24 protein-coding genes and 7 tRNA genes are annotated in these 25,100 nt (G+C 45.3%); 13 read left to right on the top strand and 18 right to left on the bottom strand.

The annotated features are described in order from the left end of the window. Nucleotides 1-5 precede the first annotated feature (5 nt). Nucleotides 6-695: a DUF4840 domain-containing protein gene (locus ONT19_RS03610; protein ID WP_264952280.1), complete on the top strand. Its 690-nt coding sequence runs from the start codon at nucleotides 6-8 to the stop codon at nucleotides 693-695. Nucleotides 696-950: 255 nt separating this feature from the next. Beyond that, a complete protein-coding gene (locus ONT19_RS03605) occupies nucleotides 951-1,364 on the top strand; it encodes a hypothetical protein (RefSeq protein WP_264952281.1) in 414 nt (137 codons plus the stop codon). A gap of 165 nt (nucleotides 1,365-1,529) precedes the next feature. Here ONT19_RS03605 and ONT19_RS03600 read toward each other — a convergent pair whose 3' ends face one another. Further along, nucleotides 1,530-1,859 carry a helix-turn-helix transcriptional regulator gene (locus ONT19_RS03600; protein WP_153081462.1) on the bottom strand — a complete coding sequence of 110 codons (330 nt, stop codon included), beginning with the start codon at nucleotides 1,857-1,859 and terminating at the stop codon, nucleotides 1,530-1,532. A 247-nt stretch (nucleotides 1,860-2,106) separates the two neighbouring features. Between ONT19_RS03600 and ONT19_RS03595 the strand changes: the two genes are divergently transcribed. From ONT19_RS03595 to ONT19_RS03585, 3 genes are all read left to right on the top strand, one after another. Beyond that, on the top strand, nucleotides 2,107-2,661 hold the full coding sequence (locus tag ONT19_RS03595) for a DNA-binding protein (RefSeq protein WP_264952282.1): 555 nt from the start codon (nucleotides 2,107-2,109) through the stop codon (nucleotides 2,659-2,661). Nucleotides 2,662-2,947: 286 nt separating this feature from the next. After that, the gene (locus tag ONT19_RS03590) at nucleotides 2,948-3,037 is read left to right on the top strand and encodes a smalltalk protein (RefSeq protein WP_153081463.1); all 90 of its coding nucleotides are present in this window, start codon (nucleotides 2,948-2,950) and stop codon (nucleotides 3,035-3,037) included. A gap of 16 nt (nucleotides 3,038-3,053) precedes the next feature. Further along, nucleotides 3,054-3,491 carry an N-acetylmuramoyl-L-alanine amidase gene (locus ONT19_RS03585; RefSeq protein ID WP_006846748.1) on the top strand — a complete coding sequence of 146 codons (438 nt, stop codon included), beginning with the start codon at nucleotides 3,054-3,056 and terminating at the stop codon, nucleotides 3,489-3,491. A gap of 103 nt (nucleotides 3,492-3,594) precedes the next feature. Here the strand turns inward: ONT19_RS03585 and ONT19_RS03580 are convergent, their stop codons facing one another. Both ONT19_RS03580 and ONT19_RS03575 read right to left on the bottom strand, forming a co-directional pair. Further along, nucleotides 3,595-5,223, bottom strand: coding sequence for an ATP-binding protein (locus ONT19_RS03580; RefSeq protein ID WP_264952283.1), 1,629 nt, complete (start codon nucleotides 5,221-5,223; stop codon nucleotides 3,595-3,597). Between the two features lie 196 nt (nucleotides 5,224-5,419). Beyond that, nucleotides 5,420-6,319 carry a YitT family protein gene (locus tag ONT19_RS03575; RefSeq protein ID WP_006846749.1) on the bottom strand — a complete coding sequence of 300 codons (900 nt, stop codon included), beginning with the start codon at nucleotides 6,317-6,319 and terminating at the stop codon, nucleotides 5,420-5,422. 181 nt (nucleotides 6,320-6,500) lie between these two features. Here ONT19_RS03575 and ONT19_RS03570 point away from each other — a divergent pair, with 181 nt between their 5' ends. Then, entirely contained in the window at nucleotides 6,501-7,097 is a 597-nt protein-coding gene (locus ONT19_RS03570) for a phosphoribosyltransferase (RefSeq protein WP_006846750.1), read from the top strand. Between the two features lie 63 nt (nucleotides 7,098-7,160). On the opposite strand, the gene ONT19_RS03565 is transcribed toward ONT19_RS03570, so the two are convergent. The 4 genes from ONT19_RS03565 to dapA form a co-directional block, all read right to left on the bottom strand. Further along, nucleotides 7,161-8,477, bottom strand: a complete 1,317-nt coding sequence (locus tag ONT19_RS03565) for a YihY/virulence factor BrkB family protein (RefSeq protein ID WP_264952284.1) — start codon at nucleotides 8,475-8,477, stop codon at nucleotides 7,161-7,163. 105 nt (nucleotides 8,478-8,582) lie between these two features. Beyond that, entirely contained in the window at nucleotides 8,583-9,986 is a 1,404-nt protein-coding gene (gene uxaC, locus ONT19_RS03560) for a glucuronate isomerase (protein ID WP_117586887.1), read from the bottom strand. Between the two features lie 136 nt (nucleotides 9,987-10,122). Further along, nucleotides 10,123-11,010: an AraC family transcriptional regulator gene (locus ONT19_RS03555; RefSeq protein WP_264952285.1), complete on the bottom strand. Its 888-nt coding sequence runs from the start codon at nucleotides 11,008-11,010 to the stop codon at nucleotides 10,123-10,125. Between the two features lie 31 nt (nucleotides 11,011-11,041). Then, on the bottom strand, nucleotides 11,042-11,929 hold the full coding sequence (gene dapA, locus ONT19_RS03550) for a 4-hydroxy-tetrahydrodipicolinate synthase (protein ID WP_153081476.1): 888 nt from the start codon (nucleotides 11,927-11,929) through the stop codon (nucleotides 11,042-11,044). Nucleotides 11,930-12,154: 225 nt separating this feature from the next. Between dapA and truA the strand changes: the two genes are divergently transcribed. Beyond that, on the top strand, nucleotides 12,155-12,898 hold the full coding sequence (truA, locus tag ONT19_RS03545) for a tRNA pseudouridine(38-40) synthase TruA (RefSeq protein ID WP_264952286.1): 744 nt from the start codon (nucleotides 12,155-12,157) through the stop codon (nucleotides 12,896-12,898). A 67-nt stretch (nucleotides 12,899-12,965) separates the two neighbouring features. After that, nucleotides 12,966-13,883, top strand: a complete 918-nt coding sequence (locus ONT19_RS03540) for a DMT family transporter (RefSeq protein ID WP_117586885.1) — start codon at nucleotides 12,966-12,968, stop codon at nucleotides 13,881-13,883. Between the two features lie 64 nt (nucleotides 13,884-13,947). On the opposite strand, the gene ONT19_RS03535 is transcribed toward ONT19_RS03540, so the two are convergent. The 11 genes from ONT19_RS03535 to ONT19_RS03485 form a co-directional block, all read right to left on the bottom strand. Beyond that, a complete protein-coding gene (locus tag ONT19_RS03535; protein ID WP_264952287.1) occupies nucleotides 13,948-15,975 on the bottom strand; it encodes a M13 family metallopeptidase in 2,028 nt (675 codons plus the stop codon). Further along, nucleotides 15,975-17,411, bottom strand: coding sequence for a sodium:solute symporter (locus ONT19_RS03530; protein WP_117726904.1), 1,437 nt, complete (start codon nucleotides 17,409-17,411; stop codon nucleotides 15,975-15,977). Before ONT19_RS03530 ends, ONT19_RS03535 begins: the two co-directional genes overlap by 1 nt. A gap of 58 nt (nucleotides 17,412-17,469) precedes the next feature. Then, nucleotides 17,470-17,543 (bottom strand) — tRNA-Asp (locus ONT19_RS03525). Nucleotides 17,544-17,584: 41 nt separating this feature from the next. Further along, nucleotides 17,585-17,658, bottom strand: a tRNA-Asp gene (locus ONT19_RS03520). 35 nt (nucleotides 17,659-17,693) lie between these two features. Continuing rightward, a tRNA-Asp gene (locus tag ONT19_RS03515) sits at nucleotides 17,694-17,767 on the bottom strand. Between the two features lie 99 nt (nucleotides 17,768-17,866). After that, complete coding sequence (locus ONT19_RS03510; protein WP_153085512.1) at nucleotides 17,867-18,376, bottom strand: GNAT family N-acetyltransferase; 510 nt, start codon at nucleotides 18,374-18,376, stop codon at nucleotides 17,867-17,869. A 58-nt stretch (nucleotides 18,377-18,434) separates the two neighbouring features. Continuing rightward, nucleotides 18,435-19,547: a glycosyltransferase family 2 protein gene (locus ONT19_RS03505; RefSeq protein WP_264952288.1), complete on the bottom strand. Its 1,113-nt coding sequence runs from the start codon at nucleotides 19,545-19,547 to the stop codon at nucleotides 18,435-18,437. Between the two features lie 30 nt (nucleotides 19,548-19,577). Further along, nucleotides 19,578-20,012 carry a hypothetical protein gene (locus ONT19_RS03500; protein ID WP_144155377.1) on the bottom strand — a complete coding sequence of 145 codons (435 nt, stop codon included), beginning with the start codon at nucleotides 20,010-20,012 and terminating at the stop codon, nucleotides 19,578-19,580. A 14-nt stretch (nucleotides 20,013-20,026) separates the two neighbouring features. Then, entirely contained in the window at nucleotides 20,027-20,638 is a 612-nt protein-coding gene (gene recR / locus ONT19_RS03495; protein WP_006846762.1) for a recombination mediator RecR, read from the bottom strand. A 9-nt stretch (nucleotides 20,639-20,647) separates the two neighbouring features. Beyond that, a complete protein-coding gene (locus tag ONT19_RS03490; protein ID WP_218487750.1) occupies nucleotides 20,648-21,139 on the bottom strand; it encodes a porin family protein in 492 nt (163 codons plus the stop codon). A 38-nt stretch (nucleotides 21,140-21,177) separates the two neighbouring features. After that, nucleotides 21,178-22,710 (bottom strand): carbon starvation CstA family protein, encoded by a 1,533-nt coding sequence (locus tag ONT19_RS03485; protein WP_264952289.1) that lies wholly within the window; start codon nucleotides 22,708-22,710, stop codon nucleotides 21,178-21,180. 135 nt (nucleotides 22,711-22,845) lie between these two features. Between ONT19_RS03485 and ONT19_RS03480 the strand changes: the two genes are divergently transcribed. The 5 genes from ONT19_RS03480 (at nucleotide 22,846) to ONT19_RS03460 (ending at nucleotide 24,997) form a co-directional block, all read left to right on the top strand. Further along, entirely contained in the window at nucleotides 22,846-24,546 is a 1,701-nt protein-coding gene (locus tag ONT19_RS03480; protein ID WP_264952290.1) for a glycoside hydrolase family 10 protein, read from the top strand. Nucleotides 24,547-24,639: 93 nt separating this feature from the next. Continuing rightward, nucleotides 24,640-24,712: transfer RNA gene (locus tag ONT19_RS03475), tRNA-Lys, on the top strand. Between the two features lie 15 nt (nucleotides 24,713-24,727). Next, nucleotides 24,728-24,801: transfer RNA gene (locus tag ONT19_RS03470), tRNA-Arg, on the top strand. A 36-nt stretch (nucleotides 24,802-24,837) separates the two neighbouring features. Then, a tRNA-Arg gene (locus ONT19_RS03465) sits at nucleotides 24,838-24,914 on the top strand. Between the two features lie 10 nt (nucleotides 24,915-24,924). Beyond that, nucleotides 24,925-24,997 (top strand) — tRNA-Lys (locus ONT19_RS03460). The last annotated feature ends 103 nt before the right edge of the window (nucleotides 24,998-25,100 follow it).

Genomic DNA, 25,100 nt, shown 5'->3' with positions numbered 1-25,100 from the left:
AAGTAATGAAAAAGATATCAATGGTCATTGTGGCGATTTCAGCCATGATTAGTTTAAGCGGATGCCATGAGGATCCTACTTATGTGGATTCTTACTTCCAGCGTCAAAGTGTAATTGAGGAGCTGAGTAATGAGCTTAAAGGACAATACAGCAGTATATTCATTCCTGTAATCTATAATGCATCGCAAGAACAGTTGGATTATAAAAGTTTATGGAAGGGTGAGGTCACAGAAAATGGTCAACCTATCATCCACTACACTTTTGGAGGGTACGAAAACCGGACTGTCACCTTACAGCAAATCCCAATCAGCTGGATAAGTTTTGTTATAAAAGATACTAAATTGGCAGAAGCAGTCAAGTTGTTGCCAGATTATGATATTTCGATACCTTATTCTTTTGCAAGCTCTGACGAAGAAACAGGAGAAGCGAGCAAAATGGGGAAAATCATATATAGCGATAGCAAAGTACCTGTGACTCTGAACTATGGCGGAAAGCAGCATCTTGTGCTTTTCAACTTTAAATGTCCTTCGCAATTTGTTTTTGATGCAGACAAGCGTCCTATCTCTCCAGGAAGGATCCAACTGGAACTCAAATCTATTATTGTTGACAATGTAATTGTCCAAGAAATTGATGGCTATTCAGGAGAAGAGTACTTTCTTAGTATTATGGGCAAAACAGATCCAATCTCGAAATGAATGAGACGAACTGGCGGTATCAACTATAGGCAATGTGGAATCATGGGTATTGGGCTATCGAAGCTAATGCAAACAATTTATTTATGATGAAGAGTTTGTTTTCTCTAAGATGGAGATACTTACACCAGACGAATTGGTAGAACGAATCAATAGAGGATAATACTTACTTTAGTAGATCAACGAGATATGTCCTTTGATGATGCAAAGTCCGTAATTACACAATCCATTATAACACTATTATAAAATCATAAGAATATGAAGATTAAAACATTATTTAAGACAATTTTTTGCGCAGGATTAGTTTTAACTCTTGTTTTGTATCTATGCCATTTATACGGCAACTATATAGAAAAAACACAGGAGCCTATTACTGGTTATACATATAATGGATTTGAGGAAAAAAGTAACTATAAGAGTTCAAATACAATTCTTATAACTTATAAATCAAAACAATATGCATTACATACGGGAGATCGAATTTTGGACAAGATAAAGTCAGGGTATTTTCCTAAATTATACTATTCTTCAAAAACTGATTATCTTTTTTTTGAAGGAGATTACTTACCTGTGGGTTATGCCCAAGCTGCTTTAATTTTCACGTTCATCTTTTCAGGTATCGGAACTTTAATCTGGAGGAAACAACTTGATGATGATATTAGTAAAATGTAAAAGTATCCAAGGACTATATTGTTTATTGAAGCGGAATCTCTCCTAATCCGCCTTTCAATAAAGTATTTGTCTTGTGCTATAAAAACTCATCACCCTGAAAGGGAATGCATACAACACATTATGCATATCCCTTCCAGGGTGAGTTTATTATAGGAATTCTTTGATTTAAAATGCTACACGATTTCTTGTAAACTTATCAAGAAAAGTTCGAACCATGCCTTTATTATCGCTCTTATCTAAATCTTCTTCATAAGCAGATTGCAAAGAAAGCCAAAAAGAAGCAGGAATGCCCAAAAAACGTTCTAAAGAAGAAGCTATCTCAGGACTTAAACATAACGTTCCATTCAAAAGTTTATCTAATTCAAACTCTTCAAGCCCTATTTTATGAGCAAAGTCAGAAATTGGAAGGCTGCGAGCTTCCAATTCCTCCTTCAAAATACAACCAGGACTAACCGGCTGGAAAGGACGCGGATTAATATTATTTCTTGTTTCCATAATGCGAATCGTCTAATTACGGCAAAAATACGCTAAATACCTGATACAACCAAGACTTTTTTCGATTTTAACATAAAAAATACCACTTTTTTCAACCTTTTTTTCCCGAATCCCTGCAAATCGCACAAATCGCATAGTTGGGGGTTCGGGAATGTTGTATCTTTGTATCGTCAATCAGAGAGGTTGATGCAGCAACGGTCTCGGCGGAGACACTGACTGCTTTTACTAAAACTAAATTTTTAAAAGTATGATTCTCATCAAATTAGCGAAGAACAAGAACAAGACAATCAAGGAAGCGTATGGCAAGTATTATGCGCGACCAGTAGTGACAGAAACCATCGGTATCGATGAACTCGCCGAACACATGGCGAGCCACAACACCCCGTTCTCGAAGGGTGCCATCAAGGGCCTTCTCACCGATATGGTGAGCTGTGTGAAGGAGCTCGTGCTCCAGAACAAGGCAGTGAAGATAGACAACCTTGCCATCTTCTCCATCGGCATCATCAACAAGATGGGAGCCGCCAGCATCAAGGAGTGGAGCCTCGCCAAGTTTGTAGAAGGCTACCGCCTCAGAGCACGTGCTACCGGCAAGCTCAGCAACACCCAGCTCTCTCTCGATGCCAACGCCAAGAACGCCATGGATCTCCTCAACTCTAGCGAGAGCGCTGCAGGCGATACCACCACTGGCGATAACACACAGGGCGGCGGAACCACTGGGGGCGGCGGTACATCACAAGGCGGCGGCACATCACAAGGCGGCAGCACCGACGGAACAGGCGACATCGGAGACGGCCTGGAGTAGTGATCCGTCTCTCAAATATGCGAAACGACAGAAGAAGGAAGGAGTGAACTGACCGGCGACAGGGATATTCCGAAGGCACAAAGCGGCTGGTTTTCATCCTGACGATTACGGATAAACAGCAAATCATAATGACCCAAGAACCTGCCTTTTACGGGTATCCGGGCTGGCAGTTCCTCCCCCGCCCTTCTTCTTCCAGAAACGCTTACTGAAACTAAATTTCAACCACTAAAACAAGCATGTGACTATCATTATCCACTTAGTATTAATCATTAAAAAACAAAGCAAAATGAAAAAAGTAAATTGGAAAAACATCATCAACTTCCTCATCACGGTATTAACAGCTGTAGCCAGCTCATTCTGTGTACAGAACTGCTAAAAGAAGGGAGGTTGCCATGACACAGAAACATCGTAGCATTTCACTCATCGTGATCCACTGTTCTGCCACGAGAGTGACTCAGGATTTCACATTCGAGCAGTTGGAGGCCTGCCATCTTGCCCGCGGTTTCAAGAGTATCGGCTATCATTATTACATCACGAAGGATGGTGTGGTATATCCGGGTCGTCCGGAGTCTGAGGTAGGAGCCCATGCCCGTCATTACAATGCCCACAGCATCGGCATCTGTTATGAGGGAGGTCTCGACAAGAACGGCAAGCCTGCCGATACGCGTACTCCAGCCCAGAATCAGGCTCTGTATTCGCTTCTGGAGAGCCTCTGCCTCTCCTATCCAGATGCAGAGATACTGGGCCACCGCGATTTGCCGAACGTTCACAAAGACTGTCCGTCGTTTGATGTCAAGCGATGGCTGAAGTTGGTAGATTTCCACATCTAGCCGAATTTCGGAAAGGAGTTCATCATATTTATTTTTTTAAGTTAATTCAAGCCCCACAGGTAATTCCTGTGGGGCTTTTTCTGTTTCATCGGCGTTATATGGACTATTTATCTGAAAAATCACTGAGCTTTCGCAAGTTTTTGCCCTTAGACTTCCAGTCGTCAATCGTCCCCGTCTTAGACGAGAAGTTGCAGCCTATCAGGTAAATCGTTCTGTTGTCTGTAGCATACTCACGGGCATATCCTTTTTCCTCGATTTGTTTCAAGGCTTCAGTCGCTGACCCATCACGCTTAAATTCGAAGATATACACAAACATTGGGGTCTCAATAATGCAATCAACCCGTCCTTCACTTTGCTCCTTTTCTATTAGAACGGTAAAACTGCTTATCATGCGAATCACCAGATAGAAGGTATATTGAAAGTATCGCTCTTTTTCCCGCTCGTCATCTTTACGACGTTGGCTATAGGGTATACTGGCGAAGAAGGAAGTGAGTAGTTTCTCCAATTTGTCACAATCTCCCATCTTCATCGTATTAACGACTTCTACGACCCAAGCGTCAGGCGATTCCTTGGGCTTCAGATAGTTGGCAGCCACCATGGTTACGAAACCAGCTTTTACTTCATCGTTTGGAAAATCCAAGAGATAAGAATCGGTATCCATGTTCCAATCCTTAATGGTGAGATAACCACTCTGGTAAATCATTGGCAATGGAGCCTCTGTATCCGCCTTGTAATCTATAAAACTGCTGGTAGGATAAAATTTCCCTGTCAGTTCATTGAGGTTTTCGTCGAAGTGAGCTAATAAGCGGACCAGATAAGTAGGTGAACCTGTACGGAACCAGAAATCACTCAGGATTTTCTTGCTCAGTGAGTTCAAGATACTGAAAGGATTGTAGATGTCGAGCATGCTTGGGCTGAAATGGTAACCGTCATATTTGCGCTTGAGCCGATATTTCATCTCATCCTCAGACACTTTATATCTTGCAGCCATTGCCTTGATTTGCTCATCAAAGACAGAATACAGTTCCTCTTCCGTGATGCCGCAAAGAGCCTCGTAGCGGTCGTCCATGCTGATGTCATCTGGTTGGTTGAAACCACTGAATACGCTTACTTGCGAGAACTTGGTAACACCTGTCAACAGCACGAATTTCAAATCTCTGTCAGCAGCCTTGAAGACACTGTAGAAACCTTTCATAATCTCGCGATGTCGGTCTTCCAGCAAACGTTCGTTGCCTTCAGAATCGAAGGTCTTTAACCCTGTGTCTAAAACATCCAATAAAGGTTTGTCATATTCATCAATCAGGACAACGGCGCCAAGTCCTGTCTTTTCGTGAGCAGCTTTCAAAACAGCCATAAATCTGTCTCCCAAGGTGTTGGCCAATGGGTTTCTGCCATAATTCAGTTCTTGGGTTTCAACAAAAGTCTGCAAGGTTTTTTCCAATTCGCCTGCCTGTGTGAAGTTCTTGCCGTTGAAATCTATATGAAAAACAGGATATTGCTTCCATTCTTTTTCTAACTGTTCGATGGCAAGTCCTTTAAACAATTCTTTTTTTCCTTGGAAGTAGCATTCCAGGGTAGAAATCAACAACGACTTTCCGAATCGTCTTGGACGACTCAGAAAATATATTTTCCCATTATGCACTAAATCATAGAGGAGCTTGGTCTTGTCGAGATAAACATAACCGCCATCTATAATTTCACTAAAGTTTTGTATACCTATAGGATATTTCATATTGTTGCTTTTTATTGAATTTTTGGCAAAGTTACGAAAAAAGTTGGTATCTGCAAAATAATGCGGAATAAAATGTCTTTATTTTCAGATAATCTCTCAAATATGCGCAACGACAGAAGAATAATAAGTGTTATCCATAGAAAATTACTAAAAAAGGGTGTGTCATGCAGTTATGACACACCCTTTTTCTGTTTATCTATTTCTTCTTCGGCAAACCTATCTTCTTGCCTACCTTGAAACGGTCGAAACCTTCGCCATAAACACCGATGACGGCACTCTGGCTGACAAAGGCGGTAGGATCTATCTCGTCGATGAGACGGAATATCTTCTGAGACTCACGCTGACGCGCCAATACAAACAGCATGTGGACATCCTTGCCACTGTAACAGCCATGACCATCCATCACCGTACAACCTCGGTCGGCAGCGGTATTGATGGCTGCACTGAGCTCCAGATATTTGTCGCTGATGATGAAGAACTGAACCGAACGGCGCAACGCATTCACCACATGATCTACACAGAGCGACTGCACAAAGAGGCAGACATAACCGTAAATCACCATCTCCCAATCACGCAATACCAGATAAGAACTGGTGATGATACACAGGTCGCAAATCATGATGGCATGACCCAGGGAAATGTTCCAATACTTGTTGATCATCGCCGCTACGGTATCAGAACCACCCGTAGAACCATTGCAGGAAAGACCCAGACCGGCACTGCTGCCCATGAAGAACGCACCGATGACCGTTGCCATGAACGGCTGGTCGTGAAGCAGCGGCGTCATGCCTACCGTATGCGTCTCTATCAGACGGGTAGTTAAGGCAAAGATACCAACACCATAGATGGTCTTCAGACAGAACTTATAGCCCAGAATGCGGAATGCGATGAGAAGCAGGAACACATTGAGCGCCAGATAAGATACAGATGCCGGGATGCCAAATCCCCAGTAAAGGATAGAAGCGATACCTCCTACACCACCCATCGTGATATGATTGGGAAGCAGGAAGATGTTCAAACCGATACTACCTTCTATCATCGCCAGGGCAATGATAACGTAGTCGCGGATTTCATGAAGTTTTGTTTTTCTCGTCATAAAAATATACGTATTTCTTAAAATGCGGTGCAAAGGTACTAAAAAATAAGTAAAAAAAGGGCAGCTACGTGAAATATTACTTAAAAAACAAATCTTTTTTATAAAACCGGCACCTTAATTCGAAAAGATTTCCTATTTTTGCAGAAACTATGCATTATTAATAATCAAAAATTTCTAGTCTATGGCTAATTACGAAAATGAAATCAACTCATGGCCAGTTCTGAAAAACGGACTGCACTACAAATGGCTTGTCGACTACGCTGCATTCAGCGCCTTCGGTACTTTTGAGCTCACAGCAGAGGAATGGGAAAAACGCGACCTTATCGTCAACTTTAAAGGTAACTCTGAGCTCACTACGGAGATGGACCATCAGGAAGCCCTGAAGAAGGCTATCGAAATGGTATCAGACAAGCTGAAGAGTCTTTTGGGCGAAGAGGCAGCACAGTTTACCCTGGTCTGCATTCCGGCAGCTCTTGAGGCGCATACCAAGCGCCGTTTCAAGGAGTTCAGCGAGGAGATATGCAAGGCTACGGGCATGACCAACGCCTACCCTGCCTTCAGCTACACGCATGATGTAGATGAAGATGGCGATCCTGTAGATGAACTCCATATCGACGAGGCTTTCTTCCAGGGCAAAAAGATTATTCTCTTTGATGACATCATCGCATCCGGCAATTCGGTAGCCAAGTTTGCCGACCAGCTGGAGGGATATGGTGCCAAGGTTGAACTGGCGCTAGCACTGGGAAAAAAGATTTCTGACGGATATGACCAGAAATAAGATACTATAAATTAATAGTTTTTTAGGCACGGATTACACGTGCCTAAAAAACACCGTTTATTATCAGAAAGCGATTTGCTTTCCCTTTTCTATGAACTCTGCATTCACGATATCGATATCCTTCCACATCGCCATATCCGACTCCAAGGCGGCCAGGCTTGAGATATCCTCGCCATAACTGAAGAGGCGCTCTATCATCACACCATAGGTAAGATGCTCTATCTTCTCTATCGGATGAAGAACTACCGATTCCTCAAAACTGCTTTTCTTACCATTCCGGATTTCTACCAGCAAACGGGCACGTAACAGTTCCTTAACCGACTGGTTGACAATCTGTTGATGTATCTTCGTTAAATCATGAATTTCTTTCGGAGTATACGCCTGTTCGCCCTGATTGAACCGACGACATACCAGATGCATCACTACCCCACAGACCTTGATGCGCTGCACCAGTTTCAGGTGATCGTACTGCAAATCACCATCATAATAATGGATGTTCTGGTTGGTATGGCAAAGCAAGGCGCCAAACACTACGATAGCCCACGAAATCTGAAGCCATAACAGGAAAAGCGGAATGGCTGCCAGCGAACCATAGATGACATTGTAGCTGGACAGAAAAACCTGCAGATAGATATATCCATACTGAAGTGCCGTCATGCAGACACCCGCCAGGAACGATGGAACCAGAGTACTGCGAACCCGGATATAGGTATTCGGGATGACATAATAGCAGAACACGAAGAACAGGAACATCGGAACAAAAGCCGCCAGATGAAGGATGAACGAAGGAATGGTATCACCGATATCCGCTATCCTGTCTACATTATCCACCATATTCACCGTCCATACATTGATGCTGGAAGCAAAGAGTATCAGCAGTCCCAGACCAAACAGAATGGTAGGATATTCGGTAACAATCTGCTTCCACGAACGCTCGCCCGTATGCCAGATGTCATCGAAGGTAAGCTCTATCTTCTGCATCAGCGAAACGATGGTATAGAGAAACATCACGATACCCGTACCGATGATATAGTTGCTCTGCGTATTCTCGATATAATTGTGTACAAAGTTAACGATGGTCTGCGCTACAACGGGCTGTGCCTCGAAGGTGGTAGAGAGCCAGGATTCGAGCAGAGAGACATAGCCGAAACCACGGGCTATGACAAACATCATAGCCATGAAAGGTATCAGAGCCATGAAGGAGGCAAAAGTCAAGGCAGCCACATCCCTGGCCCACATATCCTTGAGATAGAAGATGCGACCGGCAAGCATACCCATCTTGATCCAAGACTTGAGTCTGCCCCGGAAGTCTTTGATATTAGAAGAATTGAACTCCCTGATATCTTCGTAAAAACCTAGTATTCTGTCTATTACCCCCATAAGCTTAAAGTATTGGTTTCACGATAAAACATCAAATCCCTCCACAACACCACCAGGATGCCGTGAAGGGATTTGTCTTAGTATAAATTGCTACAGTTCTATGGATTAATAGAACTTGAAGTAGTTGCGAGCATTGTTGTAAGAGATATCCTCTACCATACGAGAGAGGCTCTCCATGTCGTTAGGAAGCAAGCCCTTCTCTACATCATTGCCGAGGAGGTTGCAGAGCAAACGACGGAAGTACTCGTGACGTGGGTAGCTGAGGAATGAACGTGAGTCGGTCAACATACCTACGAAACGGCTCAGGAGACCCAATACAGAGAGTGCGTTCATCTGGCGGGTCATACCATCGAGCTGATCGTTGAACCACCAGCCAGAACCAAACTGGATCTTACCTGGGCAAGAACCATCCTGGAAGTTACCGAGCATGGTAGCGATAACCTCGTTGGCGCATGGGTTCAAAGTATAGAGGATAGTACGTGTGAGCTTACCCTCCATGTTGAGCTCATTAAGGAAGCTGCTCATAGCCTTGGCTGTAGTGAACTCACCGATAGAATCGAAACCGGTATCAGCACCGAGCTTGTTGTACATCAGTGTATTGTTGTCGCGGATAGCACCATAGTGGTACTGCTGTGTCCAGTCGGCAGCGTGATCCATCTCAGCGCAAACCTTGAGGAATGCATGCTTGTACTGACGGATTTCGAGAGCAGAAAGCTGCTGGCCACGCATAGCCTTAGCAAAGATAGTCTCAATCTGAGAATCTGTGTATGGCTCATCGTAGAACTCCTCGATACCGTGGTCGCTCAACTTACAGCCGTTCTCAGTAAAGAAGTCGTGACGCTTCTGCAAAGCATCAACCATATCCTGGAATGTAACGAGGTTAACACCTGCTACCTCACCGAGCTTGTTCATATAGTCAGCGAAATCTGGCTTCTCGATGTTCATAGCCTTGTCAGGACGCCAAGCAGGAATCATCTTGATTTCGAATCCGCTCTCACGTGTCTGCTTGTGGTAACGCAGGTCATCGATTGGGTCGTCTGTAGTACAAACGCACTCTACGTTATAATGACGCATCAAGCCACGAGCGCTGAATTCAGGCAACTGCAACTTCTCGTTACACTCATCGTAGATTTCACGGGCTGTCTTAGGGCTGAGCTGCTTATCGATACCGAAAGCAGTCTTGAGCTCCAGATGAGTCCAGTGATAGAGAGGGTTACGGAAAGTATAAGGCACTGTTTCAGCCCACTTCTCGAACTTCTCCCAGTCGCTAGTATCAGTACCTGTGCAGAAGCGCTCATCTACACCGTTGGTACGCATAGCACGCCACTTGTAGTGGTCGCCGCCGAGCCAAAGTTCTGTAATACTCTTAAACTTGTGATCATTGGCTACCATCTCAGGGATGAGGTGGCAGTGATAATCGATAATTGGCATTTTAGCCGCATGATTGTGGAAAAGATCCTGTGCAGTCTTCGTGTCGAGCAGGAAGTTTTCATCCATAAATTGCTTCATAATTCGTTATCGTAGTTTTTAAATGTTTATTTATACATTTCAAATTGTAGCGCAAAGATACAACAAATATCGGAAAAAAGAATCGTTTAAGCGAAATATTTTTGATAATTTCACTTAAACGATTACGTAGGCTGTATTATACAATGATTCTTGTCTTATGATAGCTTTCACGGAACTCGCTTGGCGAGCATCCTTTCTTTTTCTTGAAGATGCGGTTGAAGTTGCTGAGATTGTTGAATCCGCAATCAAAGCCTATCTCGCTGATACTCTTGGCGGTATCTACCAGCATGCGGGCAGCATAACCCAGCCGCAGGTCGATGATATACTCAGAGATATTTCTGCCGGTATGGAGCTTGAAGAAACGGCTGAACGCACTGCTGCTCATGCCTGCCAGCGAGGCAAGCTCCGGCAGACGGAGTTCATCCATATAGTTCTTGGAGATGAAATTCTTCACCTTCAGGATGCGCCGGCTATCGTCTTCTACCTTTACCTTGGCATAACTGCTGGAAGCCAGGGTGCGGGCATTTTCGCAGCGTGACAGTTCGTAGAGAATGGTCAGGAACTGCTGTACGGCATAGAAACCGTCTTTTACGGAACTTAAAGTATCGAGCAATCCGTATACCTTCATGATTGCCTGCAACGGGAATGAGAGTCCCTTCTTCGCTTCCTGCATCATACGGGTAATGCTGGCGTAGGGATTTCTTCCGAAGAGCGTTTCATCACTCATGGAGAAATCAAACTGGACGGTAATCTCACGGATGTCATCGCTGTGGCATTCGTTCTGCTCCCATACATGCTCCAGATCGGGCGATGTGATGAGACAGAGATCATAATCGCCTATCACCTCCTGCGAATCTCCAACGATTCTTCTTACTCCCTTTGCATTCTCAACAAAGTTCAACTCGTACACCGAATGGTTATGGATAGGATAAGTAAACTCCTTCTTGTGTCGGTCTGCAATATAGAGCACATCCTTACCCATCAGCGGTGTTATCTCGTGTATGATTCTTCTATCATCTACCATGGTACTAAATGATTAATAACTAATCACTATTTTAGATATTCAAAGTCTTCAGAATGTCGCTCATCTTCTGCTTGGTTGCGATACGGGTAGGAACCAGAGGCAGACGGAGCTCGTTCTCGATGAAGCCCATGTCATTGAGCAGCGCCTTTACGCCGGCAGGGTTACCGTCAACGAAAAGCAGACTGTAGAGCTCGGTAAAAGAATGATGAATCTTACGGGCTGGCTCATATTCGCCACGGAACTCGAGACGGATCATACGGCTGAAAGCCTTAGGCAGGGCATTGCCGATAACAGAGATAACGCCGGCAGCACCACTGGCAATCATTGAGAAGGTAAGCGCATCATCGCCGCTGATAACATCAAAATTATCAGGCTTGTTCTTGATAATCTCATCTACCTGCTCCAGGCTGCCACTAGCCTCCTTCACGGCTACCACATTAGGGAAGTCGCGGGCGATACGGCAGGTTGTTTCAGGCTTCATGTTGACACCGGTTCTGCCAGGAACATTGTAGAGCACGATAGGCAGCGGACTAACCTGGGCAATGGCCTTGAAGTGCTGATAGAGACCTTCCTGAGAAGGTTTGTTGTAGTAAGGACAGATACTGAGGATGCCATCGATGCCACTCCAGTCTGAGTTCTTGATTTCTTCAACGACAGCAGCAGTATTATTACCGCCACAATATTTCAATATCTTGATGCGACCCTTGTTCACGTCTTTCACCAATTCTGTGATTTTATCTTTCTCTTCCTGTGTAAGACATGGAGCCTCACCAGTTGTGGCAAGGATGCAAAGGAAGTCTGCACCATTGTCAATTTGAAACTCTACCAATCGCTTGAGCGACTGATAATCAACCGAGCCATCGGTGTTGAAAGGAGTAATAAGGGCAACACCTAAACCCTTGAATATGTTCTGTGCCATAATCTATAATATCAAAAACGTTGGCAAAAGTACACAATTATTGTCAATTTGCAAAATAAAATTGAACTTTTCTTTCAAGATTGTACCATTTTTGAAAAAAATCTGTATTATTATACCATATTTCACGTTTTTTTAGTAACTTTGCACCCGAATTAAGCAAAGAACGTAGAACAAATCAAAGCTCAAAGTTCATAGCAAATAAAACAAAAAAGTTCAAAGATCATCATGAGATATTTCATATTCTTCGGTTACGACGGCACCAACTACCACGGCTGGCAGATTCAGCCCAATGCCAATTCGGTGCAGCAGGAGTTGCAGCGCGCCCTCTCCATACTTATGAGAAAGGAAATGGAGGTGGTGGGAGCAGGAAGGACCGATACCGGCGTACATGCACGACACATGGCAGCCCACTTCGATACCGACAGGATTCCGATGGAACCCGACCAGCTGGTATACCGTCTGAACCGCATCCTGCCCCGCGACATCGCCGTATACGAAGTAAGGGAGGTAGCCCCAGAGATGCATGCCCGTTTCTCTGCCATCTCGCGCACATACCATTATTATATACATACGCAGAAGGATCCGTTTGAGCGCCATTATTCACTGCAGATGAACTATCCCCTGAATTTCGAAAAGATGAACGAGGCGGCTCAGCATTTTCTGCATCACGAAGACTATGCGGCATTCTGCAAGGCGGGTGGCGACAACAAGACTACCATCTGCCATGTAACAGCCGCCCGATGGATACAGACCTCTCCTACCACCTGGTATTTTGAGATTACCGCCAACCGTTTCCTGAGAAACATGGTGAGAGCCGTAGTGGGTACACTCATCGATGTAGGCAGAGAAAAGATTACGATGGAACAGTTTCTCGATATCCTGCACAACGGAAGCCGCAGCGATGCAGGCGAAAGCATGCCGGGTAACGCATTGTTCCTGGAAGAGGTGGGGTATGATTTCAAAGATTAAATGATTAGAAACACAAGGGCGCGAGCCTCATTCAACATTCAACATTCAACATTTAACATTCATAAAAATGTGGTTAGTATTAGCATTTCTCTCAGCAGCGCTGCTGGGATTTTATGATGCCTTCAAGAAGAAGGCACTTTCAGGTAACGCAGTGATTCCCGTGCTCTTTCTGAACACGCTCTTCTCATCGCTCATCTTCCTGCCGTTCATCGTGATGAGCTATACAGGAAATTCGCTGGATGGAACGATGTTTCATGTAGCAGAAGGCGGATGGGAAGTTCACAAGTACATCGTGCTCAAGAGTTTCATCGTATTGAGCAGCTGGATCTTCGGTTATTTCGGCATGAAACACCTGCCGCTCACCATCGTGGGACCTATCAACGCCACCCGACCGGTAATGACCCTCGTAGGTGCCCTGCTGGTTTATGGCGAGGTACTGAATCTGTATCAGTGGATTGGTGTCATCCTTGCCATCATCTCCTTTGCCATGCTTTCGCGCAGCGGCAAGAAAGAGGGTATCGACTTCAAGCACAACAAATGGATTTACTTCATCGTGCTGGCTGCCGTTCTCGGTGCAATAAGCGGTCTCTACGACAAGTATCTGATGGCTCCACCAGAGAATGGTGGTGTAGGATTAGACAGAATGATTGTGCAGAGCTGGTACAACATCTACCAGTGTTTCCTCATGGGAGCCATGCTGCTGATGATATGGTGGCCTACCAAGAAGAACTCTACCCCATTCCACTGGCACTGGAGTATCATCTTCATCAGTATCTTCCTTTCGGCAGCCGACTTCGTTTATTTCTATGCTCTGAGTCTGCCTGGCGCCATGATCAGTATCGTGAGTATGATTCGCCGCGGTTCGGTTATCGTCAGCTTCCTCTTCGGTGCAGCCATCTTCCATGAGAAGAATCTCAAGGCGAAGTTCGTAGATCTGCTCCTCGTTCTGCTCGGTATGCTCTTCCTGTACTTCGGAACCAAGTAATGATTAGATAAAAAAAAGTCTTGCAAGCATGTAGCCTGCAAGACTTTTTTTATGTTCTATGTTTTTACCAGATATGTGCACGCTTGTTCTTAGGAACAAAGAGCTTGTCGCCCTTCTTGATGTTGAATGCCTTATACCATGAATCCACCATTGGGAGGGCACCGTTTACACGAGCCTCGTTTGGAGAGTGAACATCCACGGTCATCAGATACTGCAGGTACTCAGGACGGGCATTGCCTGCCCATACACGTGCCCATGCCAGGAAGAAGCGCTGTTCTGGAGTAAATTCATCCTTCACACCCAACTTCTCTGTCTTCATCACATTCTGAAGTGCACGGAAAGCGATGTTCAAACCACCATTGTCACCGATGTTCTCACCCAGGGTCATCTGGCCGTTTACCTTCTTGCCAGCCAACTCAATCTGGTTGAAGTGGTCAACCAGGATCTTGGTGCGAGACTCGAAGTTCTTCTTGTCAGCAGCAGTCCACCAGTTGTTCTGGTTTCCGGTCTTGTCAAACTGGCTGCCCTGATCGTCAAAGCCATGACTCATCTCATGACCGATTACAGCACCGATACCACCATAGTTCATCGCATCATCGGCTGTTGGGTCGAAGAATGGAGGCTGGAGAATAGCTGCAGGGAAGCAGATCTCGTTGGTAGTTGGGTTATAATAAGCATTGATAGTCTGAGGAGTCATTCCCCACTCTGTCTTATCTACCGGCTTATTCACCTTGCGGGCGATTTCATCCTTGGTAAAGAACTCAGAGATATTTGCCATATTCTCGTAGAGAGAAAGGCTGTCATCTACCTGCAATCCGCTATAGTCCTTCCACTTGTCAGGATAGCCGATCTTGATGATAAAGTTCTCCAGCTTATCCTTAGCCTGTGCCTTGGTAGCAGCACTCATCCATGTAGCCTCGTCGATGCGCTGTGAAAGCGCAGTCTGGAGATTGTGAACCAGTTCGAGCATACGCTTCTTGCTGCTCTCCGGGAAGTACTTCTCTACGTAAATCTTTCCGATAGCCTCGCCCAACACACCGCTCACGGTACTTACGGCACGCTTCCAGCGAGGACGATCCTGCTGAACACCGCTCATTACCTTGCTCAACTCAAAGGATACGGCACGGAAATCATCGCTCAATACGCTGGTTGCACCAGAAATCACCTTGATCTCTGCGTATGTCTTCAGATCATCCAGAGAGGTCTCTGCGAGAATCTTCTCAACCTCGTGGATTGGTTCAGGCTGACCCACGCAAATTTCCTTGAAAGCAGGGAAACCGGATGCCAGGAACACATTGCCCCAGTCGATGCCAGGATAATCGAGCACGAGCTGGTTGTAGGTCATCTTGTGATAGTTCTTGTCGATGTCGCGGAGCTGTACCTGGCTATAGCTTGCCTTAGCGATGCGGGTCTCGATAGCCATCACAGCCTCCATCTTCTTCTGGGCGGTAGCCTCGTCGTTGCCTACCATCTGGAAGAGCTTCTTCATATAAGCCTTGTATGCATCACGAATCTTCTTGGTCTGCTCGTCATCGTTTACATAGTAATCGCGTACACCAAGACCGAGACCACTCTGGTCTACCTCAACGAGGTTGTTGGCGGCATCACGAAGGTCGGCGCCCACACCGATGCCATACATCATGGTACCCTCGCCACGTAAATCGAGCTGAGCGGTAACGAGCTGATACTCTCTGCGGTCCTTGATGGCTGCTATGCGGTCGAGAGTTGGCTTGATAGGTGCCCATCCCTCCTTGTTCAGGCGAACGCTGTCCATACGGAGGTTGTAGAGCGAACCGATCTTCTGTCCGAGTGACCCCTTCTGCTGTGGCTTGGAAGCATATTCAAGGATGATGTCCTGGATGCGCTTCTGGTTCTGCTCAAAGAGGTCGGTGAAAGCACCATTGTCGGTATGCTCGGCATCGAGTGGATGATTCTTCATCCAGTTGCCTGCGGCATAGCGATAGAAATCATTACCCGGCTTGATGGTCAAGTCCATGTTGGTCTTGTCAATACCGGAGCCCAACTTCTCCTGCTGGGCAAAAGCAGTTGTTGCACTGAGCAACAATGCTGCGAATAATACTTTTGTTCTCATTATTGTTTGTATTTAACTGTTTCTTTTTTTATAAGGGCGAGACCTGCAAATGTCAGGGCGCCATTCAGCATCAGAAGCTCATAGCCGAACTTATAGCCCACATACTGCGAGGTAAGGGTATCGATGGCGAAGCAGATGAGCGGACTGGCGATGCAGACCCATGGCGACCAGCGGTCGTTTACCTGACGCTTGGTGAGCAGACTGAAGGCAAACAAACCCAACAGCGGACCGTAAGTATAAGAGCAGAGGATGTAGATGGCATCTATCACGCTCGTAGAATTAATCGCCTTGAAAGCAATGATGAAGAGCATGAAGACGAAAGCCACCAGCAGATGCATACGCTTGCGGAGCTTCATATCCTCTTTCCTGCCCAATATATCCACACAGAGACTCGTAGTAATGGCGGTCAAAGCAGAATCGGCACTGGAGAAACTTGCCGCCACAATGCCAATGGTAAACAAGACCACCACCAGGTTTCCCATCGCCCCCGAAGCCGCAAACATCGGCAACAGATCATCAGGAGCATCAGGCAAAGCCACTCCCTGTTTCTGAGCCAGCATCACCAGCAACACACCCAGACTCAGGAAAAGCAGATTGGCAGGCACAAAGGCAAAACCATAGCTGCAAACATCCTTCTGGGCCTCACGGAGCGACTTGCAGGTAAGATTCTTCTGCATCATGTCCTGATCAAGACCGGTCATCACAATCACTACAAAGACACCGCTGAGGAACTGTTTCCAGAAATTCTGTTTCGACATCCAGTCATCAAAGACAAAAATACGGGAATGACTGTCGTGAGCAATCGCAGTAATCGCTTCGGAAGGAGTCATGCCCAACGCCGACATCACCTGACAGATAATGAGGATGAGCGCCGCAAACATACAGAGCGTCTGAAAGGTATCCGTCCACACCAGCGTCTTGATGCCACCCTTGCGCGTATAAAGCCAGATAAGCAGTACCATGACAGGAACCGTGACCCAGAACGGAACACCAATCCCATCGAGCACGAAACGCTGCAAGAGGATACAGACGACAAAGAAACGGACCGCCGCACCCGTCATCTTAGACAAGAGGAAGAATGAAGCTCCAGTCTTATACGAACGTTCCCCCAACCGCTGCTGCAGATAACCGTAAATCGTAGTGAGATTATACCGGTAATAGATAGGAAGCAAAAGAAAGGCAACCAGGAAATAACCCAGGATGAAACCGATGCACATCTGAAGGTAGGTCATATCCGTTCTCATCACCATGCCCGGCACACTGACAAAAGTGATGCCCGAAATAGACGCACCCACCATACCGAAAGCAACCATATACCAAGGCGAACGGCGGTTGGCACGATAGAAAGTTTCATTACTTGCCATTTTACGGGCAGTAAGATGACTGAAGAGCAGTAGCACACAGAAGTATGCCAGAACTGTGATAACGATAGCCATATTCTCTTAGATTAATATAAAAACAAAAAACCTCCGAGATCACTCTCGAAGGTTTCTGCGGTGCGTACGAGACTCGAACTCGTGACCTCCTGCGTGACAGGCAGGCATTCTAACCAACTGAACTAACGCACCATTATTATTATGGAGGAGTCGAAATGTTCAAATGAAATTAGCGGTGCGTACGAGACTCGAACTCGTGACCTCCTGCGTGACAGGCAGGCATTCTAACCAACTGAACTAACGCACCAAACTATTTTGGCAAACCTGCAAGATGATTTTGAGCGGTGCGTACGAGACTCGAACTCGTGACCTCCTGCGTGACAGGCAGGCATTCTAACCAACTGAACTAACGCACCAATCATGAAATCAAATTGAATGGCTTAGCGCTCATTTTTCATTTGCGAGTGCAAAGGTACTACTTTTTTTTGGTTCTACCAAATTTTTATGCAACTTTTTTACAGAAAATATTGAAAAAACATCGCATCCTCATATCCAACTGGGCTACAAAGCCATTGTTTCAGAACATTATTCCCCTCAAATCCAACAGATTGCAGCATTTTAGCCGCTTTTTGGTTTCTGATACCTACAATAGCATAAATCTGCTGAAGATGAAGTACATTCCGAGCATATTGCAACAAGCGTGACACAGAAGCCTTCGCGTAACCCTGCCCCTGAAACTCCTTTTTGATGACAATTCCGAGTTCGGCACGGTGATGACGGGGATCAAAATCTGTAAGATCCAGAATGCCCACCTGCTCATTCTGCTCATTCTCTACAATCAGGCGCACCTGATTGTCTACATAAATATCTGCCGAAGCACTGGTTATATAGTCGAGCAGCACCCGGCGCGAATATGGAACATTGGAAACACCCAGTTCCCAAAGCCGATCATCATTCTCTATCTGGTAGAGAAAATCAAGATCTTCCAACTCTAAAGCCCGTAATCGAATATTCGGTTCTTTCATAAACTACACTTATTAATAATGTACGCGCGTACCTTATAATATAGAAATAAATCTATCCTTATAAATAACCAAATTCATCCTTATCCATCACCTCCCTATCCGTAATCACCTTACCGATGTCCTTCGTATAGGTAGCCAGTTTGATATTCTCGTCAGACCGCTGCGCAAGCTGATGCAGCATCTCTTCATAGCTCATCTCGTCAGCATCAAACAATACCTGGTTTGACAGGTCGACATGAGAAGGAGAAAAGAATCCCAGACTCTTTCTGATTCTCGCAGTCATCATCTGCGTAAAAGCTACAGAGGCACGGGCATAGATGGCAAATTTGATAGGAATACTCAAGAGATGCGACATGCCCGAATAATGTTTACGGAAGAAGATAAGCATCGCCTCGTAAAACACATGAACATAGCGGAAACTCGACTTCTGAGTACTTTCACCTTTGTAATGCAGGATATCTACAGGCAGATAATAGTTCTGATAACCACCCTTCAAGATACGGTAAGAAAGATCAATATCCTCGCCATACATAAAGAAATCCTCATCCAGCAACCCCACCTTCAGCAAGGCTTCACGACGAATCATACAGAAAGCACCGCTCACAACCTCTATCTTTGCCGGCTTATCCCATGGAAGATAACCCATGTAATAATGACCGAAACTGTGATGCTGAGGAAACCGGCTGCACAACCCCATCATCTTATAGAAAGCCACCATCGGAGAAGGCAATCCTCTCCTACTCTCAGGAGCTGGTTTGCCATTGGCTCCCAACATCCTTACACCCAGAGCACCGGCATCAGGATGAGAACGCATAAAACTGACAGCATCCTTGAGAACATGCTCGCCGATAATGGTATCCGGATTCAGCAAAAGAACCAGATCACTCTCGCTCTTGCGGATAGCAAGATTGTTGGCACGGGCAAATCCGTTATTATGCGTACAGGCTACAACATGGAGATTAGGATATCGGGAAGCCGGGAAACACTGTTCGAGATATTCAATCGTTCCATCCTGAGAATGATTATCAATCACGATAATCTCTGCCGTATCGCCACTTGCATCACCCTGCTGCCCACACTCCAACACGCCGATAGCTTTCTCTACCGAACGCAGACACTGGGCAAGATAGTACTTCACATTATAGCTTACTATGACAACACTGAGTTTCATACCGAATATCAAATATTAGATACTGAGAGTTTAACCTTCCGCCTCTGTAGTTTCGTCCTCACATCTTCCGACAGAAGGATAAACAAAGAAGAGACAGAGAAAAAGGATGATAGCCATATATCCAAAAGCAGGCGCCATCGTCTGATAATACATAAACGTATTGATCAGCATTGGCAAGCAGAGCATATTCAGACGGGCAGTACCCAGAGGAAGAAGTGCATCTCCCTTACGGGTTACCAACTGACGGTGAATAGCCTTGAAACTGAAGAGTTTGAGCGCCAAAGGAATAACGGCAATGGTAAGAAACTCCATCGCTACGGTTATCACATAGACCAACGTGACATCCCCTGCCAGATTAGTAGGTTCCAGAATCTCTGTCTCATAGAGCAAGACCAGCAGGAATCCTACCAACAGGACAAAGAGGAAATTGGTCATCAATATTCGTTGTACTTGTTTGATTTTCATTTTGTTGTCTTTTGTTATTGTCCAAATGGAGTTCTGTTCAGAATACTCCGTCCGAGGGTAACCTCATCTGTATACTCCAATTCATCACCCACCGAGATACCACGGGCGATAACAGAGAGTTTAACAGGATAATCAGCAAGTTTACGGGAGATATAGAAGTTGGTAGTATCACCCTCCATCGTACTGCTGAGAGCAAAAATCACCTCCTTCACCCCACCTTCAGCCACACGCTGAACCAGCGATTCTATCTCTATATCCGAAGGACCGATACCATCCATCGGCGAAATGATGCCGCCCAAGACATGATAGAGTCCGTGAAACTGCTGCGTGTTTTCTATCGCCAGTACATCCTGCACATTCTCGACGACACAGATGGTAGAAGCATCGCGCCGGGAATCAGAACAGATCGGACAGACATCAGTATCGCTGATATTATGACAAACTCTGCAGTATTTCACTTCACGCCGCATCCTGGAAATGGTATCAGCAAAGAGTTCCACATCCTCACTCTTACGCTTGAGCATAAAAAGTACAAGGCGCAAAGCTGTTTTGCGCCCTATACCTGGCAATTTAGAAAACTCCGCCACTGCCTTTTCCAACAAAGTCGAAGAAAACTGTTGTTGCATCTTAGGAGTTTAGAGATAAATACCAATACCCAGTTTCAAACCTACAGTAGAATAATCTACATGCTTCTTGAAACTCTGATCGTAGTAGATAGCTGGCTCGATGGTAACCGACTTGCCGAGGAAGAAAGCATAACCTACCTCTACCCCTGGCATGAAATCATTATAACCTCCGGAATGAGCCAACTTTACGCCGCCACCCAGATACAGACCATTCTGCTCGATATAATAACGAGCCTGGGCACCGACAGAGAAATAATCCTTCACGCCTTCAAGACCAGAATGATTATATTCTACCTGCCCCAACAGCATCCAATCGTCTTCTACGAAGTATCCTGCCTTAGCCTGAATACCGAGATTGAGGTCCTGAGAGCCATTATAACTCAAGTTTAAGCCCGTCATCGACGCACCGATATACTGTTTTCCACTTTCAAACTGAGCATGGGCAGTTGTCGAAACGACAAGTGCCAATGCTGCAATAGCTAATTTTTTCATTCGTATCATATAAATTTACGTATATTGATTAATACTTATATATAAATCTATTGTTTCTTCTGATAACTGCGATACCAACCCAGGAACCATACCAAGGCAATCACCAGAATGATGACACTGCCCGTATAAGCCAGGCTCTCACCCAAAGCCAAAGCTGTTGGCGAAATGAGCAGGAAGGTTGAGCATATCACGGTCATAAACAAGGCAGGAACCAGCGTCATCACAAAAGGCTTCTTCTGCTGTACCAGATAAACCGTCAATGTCCAGAGAGTGAACACAGAAAGCGTCTGGTTAGCCCAGCCGAAATACTGCCAGATGATATTGAAACCATCAGGATTCTCCATCTGCCAAACCAGAATGCCCACCGTTAGAGCAAACAACGGAACGCAGATATAAAGACGCTTGCGCATAGAGCGCTGCTCCAAACCGATAAACTCGGCGATAATCAGACGGGCACTTCTCAAAGCCGTATCGCCACTGGTAATAGGCGCTGCAACAACACCCAGCAGAGCCAGGATTCCACCAGCCACACCCAACCAGCTGGAACATACTATCTTCACAACGGTAGGCGCATCGAAGTTCTGGATAAGCGACTTGCCGCCATCAAACTGAGCGATAAACTGCTGAGCCACCTCAGGACTTACGCATTCACGCCATCCACCATAGTAGAAGAAATACATGGAAACCGTAGCCCATATCAAGGCAACAACACCTTCTGTAATCATGGCTCCATAGAAAATAGGGCGACCCATCTTCTCATTCTTCATGCATCGGGCCATGAGCGGACTCTGCGTAGCATGGAAACCACTGATGGCACCACAGGCTATCGTGATAAAGAGGCAAGGGAAAATCGGACTCTTCTGTACAAAAGACTCCGTTCCCAACCAAGCCGGATTCTCATTGAGATTGCAACTCTGCAAATTGCTCCAGAGTTCAGGCAATGTAGGCCACTTCACAAAGAGACCTATCATCAGAGCACCCGCCATAAAGAGAAGCGAGAAGGCAAAGAGCGGATAAACCTTACCGATAATCTTATCGATAGGAAGTAATGTAGCAATGACGTAATAAACGAAAATCACCACAATCCAAAACATCTGGCTGCCCCAGAATGCATCCGTATTACAAATGCCACTCATAATGATAGCCGGACTGTATACAAACACAGCTCCCACCATCATCAGCAAAAGTACCGAAAAGACCAACATCACTTTCTTGGTGCGTCCACCCAAATACTTACCTACCAATTCCGGCAAACCAGCTCCACCGTTACGGATACTGAGCATACCGCTCATGTAATCATGCATGGCTCCAGCGAAGATACACCCGAAGATAATCCACAGATAAGCCACCGGTCCGTACCAGGCACCCATAATGGCACCGAAGATAGGACCCGTTCCTGCAATGTTGAGGAACTGAATCATGAAGATTTTCCAACTAGGCAGTACCATAAAGTCGACCCCATCGGCTTTGGTCACTGCAGGCGTAGGGCGGTCATCAGGACCGAACACATGCGCCACAAACTTTCCATAAAGAAGGTAACCCAATACAAGGGCGACCAAACTAATAACGAAACTGACCATTTTTCTTTTATTGCTTAAAATTTTCTCTCTTTTCGGTGCAAAATGCACTTTATTTTAATATTTCAACCGCAAAAGTAATATTTTTATTTGAAATAAAAAAAAATATTGGTATCTTTGTTGCCAAATTGTAAGATTATGAAGAGATTTAAGATATTTTTTATCGTTTTATGCTCTGTTTTGGCCGCAAAAGCCCAGAGTATCGTGTTCAATAACCAGGTGCCGAAACATGAAGTAAGAGCTGTATGGCTGACAACCATAGGAGGTATCGACTGGCCACACTCTTATGCCCAGTCTTCTTATTCTGCCGAAAAGCAGAAAAAGGAGCTTACGGATATACTGGACCGGTTACAGCAGGCTAAAATCAATACCGTACTGATACAGACCCGCGTAAGAGGTACCATGATTTATCCGTCGGCATACGAACCTTGGGATGGATGTCTGTCAGGATTTCCGGGCAGAAGTCCGGGCTATGATGCCCTGCAGTTTGCCATCGACGAATGCCATAAGCGCGGTATGGAACTGCATGCCTGGGTGGTAACCATCCCTGTAGGAAAATGGAACGCACTCGGCTGCAAAACCCTCCGACAGAAGATGCCGAAACTCATCAAGAAGATTGGAGCCGACGGATACATGGATCCGGAAAACAGTCGGACTGGTGATTATCTGGCAAACATCTGCAGGGAAATTACACATAAATATAATGTAGACGGTATTCACCTCGACTACATCCGTTACCCTGAAACCTGGAACATCAAAGTGAGCCGGGAACAGGGACGCCGGTATATCACCAACATCGTAAGAAAGATTCACGATGCAGTGAAGGCTGAAAAACCTTGGGTAAAAATGAGCTGCTCACCTGTAGGAAAGTCTGATGACTTGAGCAGATACCGGAGCTTTGGCTGGAATGCATACACGAAGGTCTGCCAGGATGCACAGGGCTGGCTCAAGAGCGGTCTGATGGACGAGCTCTTCCCTATGATGTATTTCAAGAACGAACACTTCTATCCGTTTGCCATCGACTGGCAGGAACAGAGCCATGGAAAGATTGTGGTTCCAGGACTGGGCATCTACTTTCTTGATCCGAAAGAAGGAAAGTGGAACATCAATGACGTGACGGCAGAAATGTATCACATCCGAAACCTCGGAATGGGATATGCATTCTTCAGAAACAAGTTCCTCCTGGACAACAAACAGGGTATTCTCGACTTTACCCAACGTTTCAATCCATACCCTTCATTGGTTCCGCCGATGACTTGGGCAAGCAAGAACCAACCGGAACAGCCACAACAATTATCGGTAATCACCACCGATAACAAGGTATCAGTTTCCTGGAGCAATCCTTCAAACTATACGGATGGCACTAAAATCGCAACCCCTTATATATATAATAATGTATACGCGAGCAAGAAATATCCGGTTGACATCACCGATGCACGCAACCTGGTTGCCGCACGAATCATAGGAAATTCGTTCAAAATAGAAAATCCTGATGCAAAACGTCTGTTTGTTGCCGTAACTTCAATGGACGGATATGGCATAGAAAGCCAGCCAACCCAAGAAAAAGAGGAAGAGATTCAACTTTTTGCCCAAAGCACAGGAGCTGCGAAATTACTCGAATGTGACGGAAAGAAGGTATATCTAGCAGAAACCACCAAAAATCTCATTTTTGACGTTCTGATGGTCGAAACCCTGCAAGGATGCGATATTCTGTACCTCCATGCAAAAGATAACACGCTAGATGTTAGAAACTTAAAGGAGGGTATCTACCGCGTGGTAAGCATCAACAAGAAGGGGTATAGACATACGTTAGGAACCTTCAAGATGAAGAAAAATTGATTTTTTTCGAAAAAAGTTGCGAAAAAATTTGGTGGAATCAAAAAATAGTAGTACCTTTGCACTCGCAATTCAGAAATGAGGCTTTTAAATGTTGCACCCTTAGCTCAGTTGGTAGAGCAACTGACTCTTAATCAGTGGGTCTAGGGTTCGAATCCCTAAGGGTGTACGAAAGATAAGAATTGGCTCCGTAGCTCAACTGAATAGAGCACTTGACTACGGATCAAGAGGTTCAAGGTTTGAATCCTTGCGGAGTCACTCTCCTATCAAAGCTTCACTGAAACAAATGGTTTTGGCTCCGTAGCTCAACTGAATAGAGCACTTGACTACGGATCAAGAGGTTCAAGGTTTGAATCCTTGCGGAGTCACCAACTAATAGTTGCACCCTTAGCTCAGTTGGTAGAGCAACTGACTCTTAATCAGTGGGTCTAGGGTTCGAATCCCTAAGGGTGTACAAAAAAGAGCATTTCTTAACAGAAATGCTCTTTTTTGTTTTATATTTCTCCATACCATTTCATATCACCTTTATATATCACTTTATATCTCTTGAAATATCA

The organism is Segatella copri, from assembly GCF_026015625.1.
GTDB classification, from domain to species: Bacteria; Bacteroidota; Bacteroidia; order Bacteroidales; family Bacteroidaceae; genus Prevotella; species Prevotella copri_H.
Note: the sequence above shows the minus strand (reverse complement) of the source record. Positions and strands in the feature narration are given on the sequence as shown.

Bases quoted from the DNA above. Each gene is read 5' to 3' on its own strand.
- ONT19_RS03610 (WP_264952280.1), top strand. From the start codon at position 6: ATGAAAAAGATATCAATGGTCATTGTGGCGATTTCAGCCATGATTAGT.
- ONT19_RS03605 (WP_264952281.1), top strand. From the start codon at position 951: ATGAAGATTAAAACATTATTTAAGACAATTTTTTGCGCAGGATTAGTT.
- ONT19_RS03600 (WP_153081462.1), bottom strand. From the start codon at position 1,859: ATGGAAACAAGAAATAATATTAATCCGCGTCCTTTCCAGCCGGTTAGT.
- ONT19_RS03595 (WP_264952282.1), top strand. From the start codon at position 2,107: ATGATTCTCATCAAATTAGCGAAGAACAAGAACAAGACAATCAAGGAA.
- ONT19_RS03590 (WP_153081463.1), top strand. From the start codon at position 2,948: ATGAAAAAAGTAAATTGGAAAAACATCATCAACTTCCTCATCACGGTA.
- ONT19_RS03585 (WP_006846748.1), top strand. From the start codon at position 3,054: ATGACACAGAAACATCGTAGCATTTCACTCATCGTGATCCACTGTTCT.
- ONT19_RS03580 (WP_264952283.1), bottom strand. From the start codon at position 5,223: ATGAAATATCCTATAGGTATACAAAACTTTAGTGAAATTATAGATGGC.
- ONT19_RS03575 (WP_006846749.1), bottom strand. From the start codon at position 6,319: ATGACGAGAAAAACAAAACTTCATGAAATCCGCGACTACGTTATCATT.
- ONT19_RS03570 (WP_006846750.1), top strand. From the start codon at position 6,501: ATGGCTAATTACGAAAATGAAATCAACTCATGGCCAGTTCTGAAAAAC.
- ONT19_RS03565 (WP_264952284.1), bottom strand. From the start codon at position 8,477: ATGGGGGTAATAGACAGAATACTAGGTTTTTACGAAGATATCAGGGAG.
- uxaC (WP_117586887.1), bottom strand. From the start codon at position 9,986: ATGAAGCAATTTATGGATGAAAACTTCCTGCTCGACACGAAGACTGCA.
- ONT19_RS03555 (WP_264952285.1), bottom strand. From the start codon at position 11,010: ATGGTAGATGATAGAAGAATCATACACGAGATAACACCGCTGATGGGT.
- dapA (WP_153081476.1), bottom strand. From the start codon at position 11,929: ATGGCACAGAACATATTCAAGGGTTTAGGTGTTGCCCTTATTACTCCT.
- truA (WP_264952286.1), top strand. From the start codon at position 12,155: ATGAGATATTTCATATTCTTCGGTTACGACGGCACCAACTACCACGGC.
- ONT19_RS03540 (WP_117586885.1), top strand. From the start codon at position 12,966: ATGTGGTTAGTATTAGCATTTCTCTCAGCAGCGCTGCTGGGATTTTAT.
- ONT19_RS03535 (WP_264952287.1), bottom strand. From the start codon at position 15,975: ATGAGAACAAAAGTATTATTCGCAGCATTGTTGCTCAGTGCAACAACT.
- ONT19_RS03530 (WP_117726904.1), bottom strand. From the start codon at position 17,411: ATGGCTATCGTTATCACAGTTCTGGCATACTTCTGTGTGCTACTGCTC.
- ONT19_RS03510 (WP_153085512.1), bottom strand. From the start codon at position 18,376: ATGAAAGAACCGAATATTCGATTACGGGCTTTAGAGTTGGAAGATCTT.
- ONT19_RS03505 (WP_264952288.1), bottom strand. From the start codon at position 19,547: ATGAAACTCAGTGTTGTCATAGTAAGCTATAATGTGAAGTACTATCTT.
- ONT19_RS03500 (WP_144155377.1), bottom strand. From the start codon at position 20,012: ATGAAAATCAAACAAGTACAACGAATATTGATGACCAATTTCCTCTTT.
- recR (WP_006846762.1), bottom strand. From the start codon at position 20,638: ATGCAACAACAGTTTTCTTCGACTTTGTTGGAAAAGGCAGTGGCGGAG.
- ONT19_RS03490 (WP_218487750.1), bottom strand. From the start codon at position 21,139: ATGATACGAATGAAAAAATTAGCTATTGCAGCATTGGCACTTGTCGTT.
- ONT19_RS03485 (WP_264952289.1), bottom strand. From the start codon at position 22,710: ATGGTCAGTTTCGTTATTAGTTTGGTCGCCCTTGTATTGGGTTACCTT.
- ONT19_RS03480 (WP_264952290.1), top strand. From the start codon at position 22,846: ATGAAGAGATTTAAGATATTTTTTATCGTTTTATGCTCTGTTTTGGCC.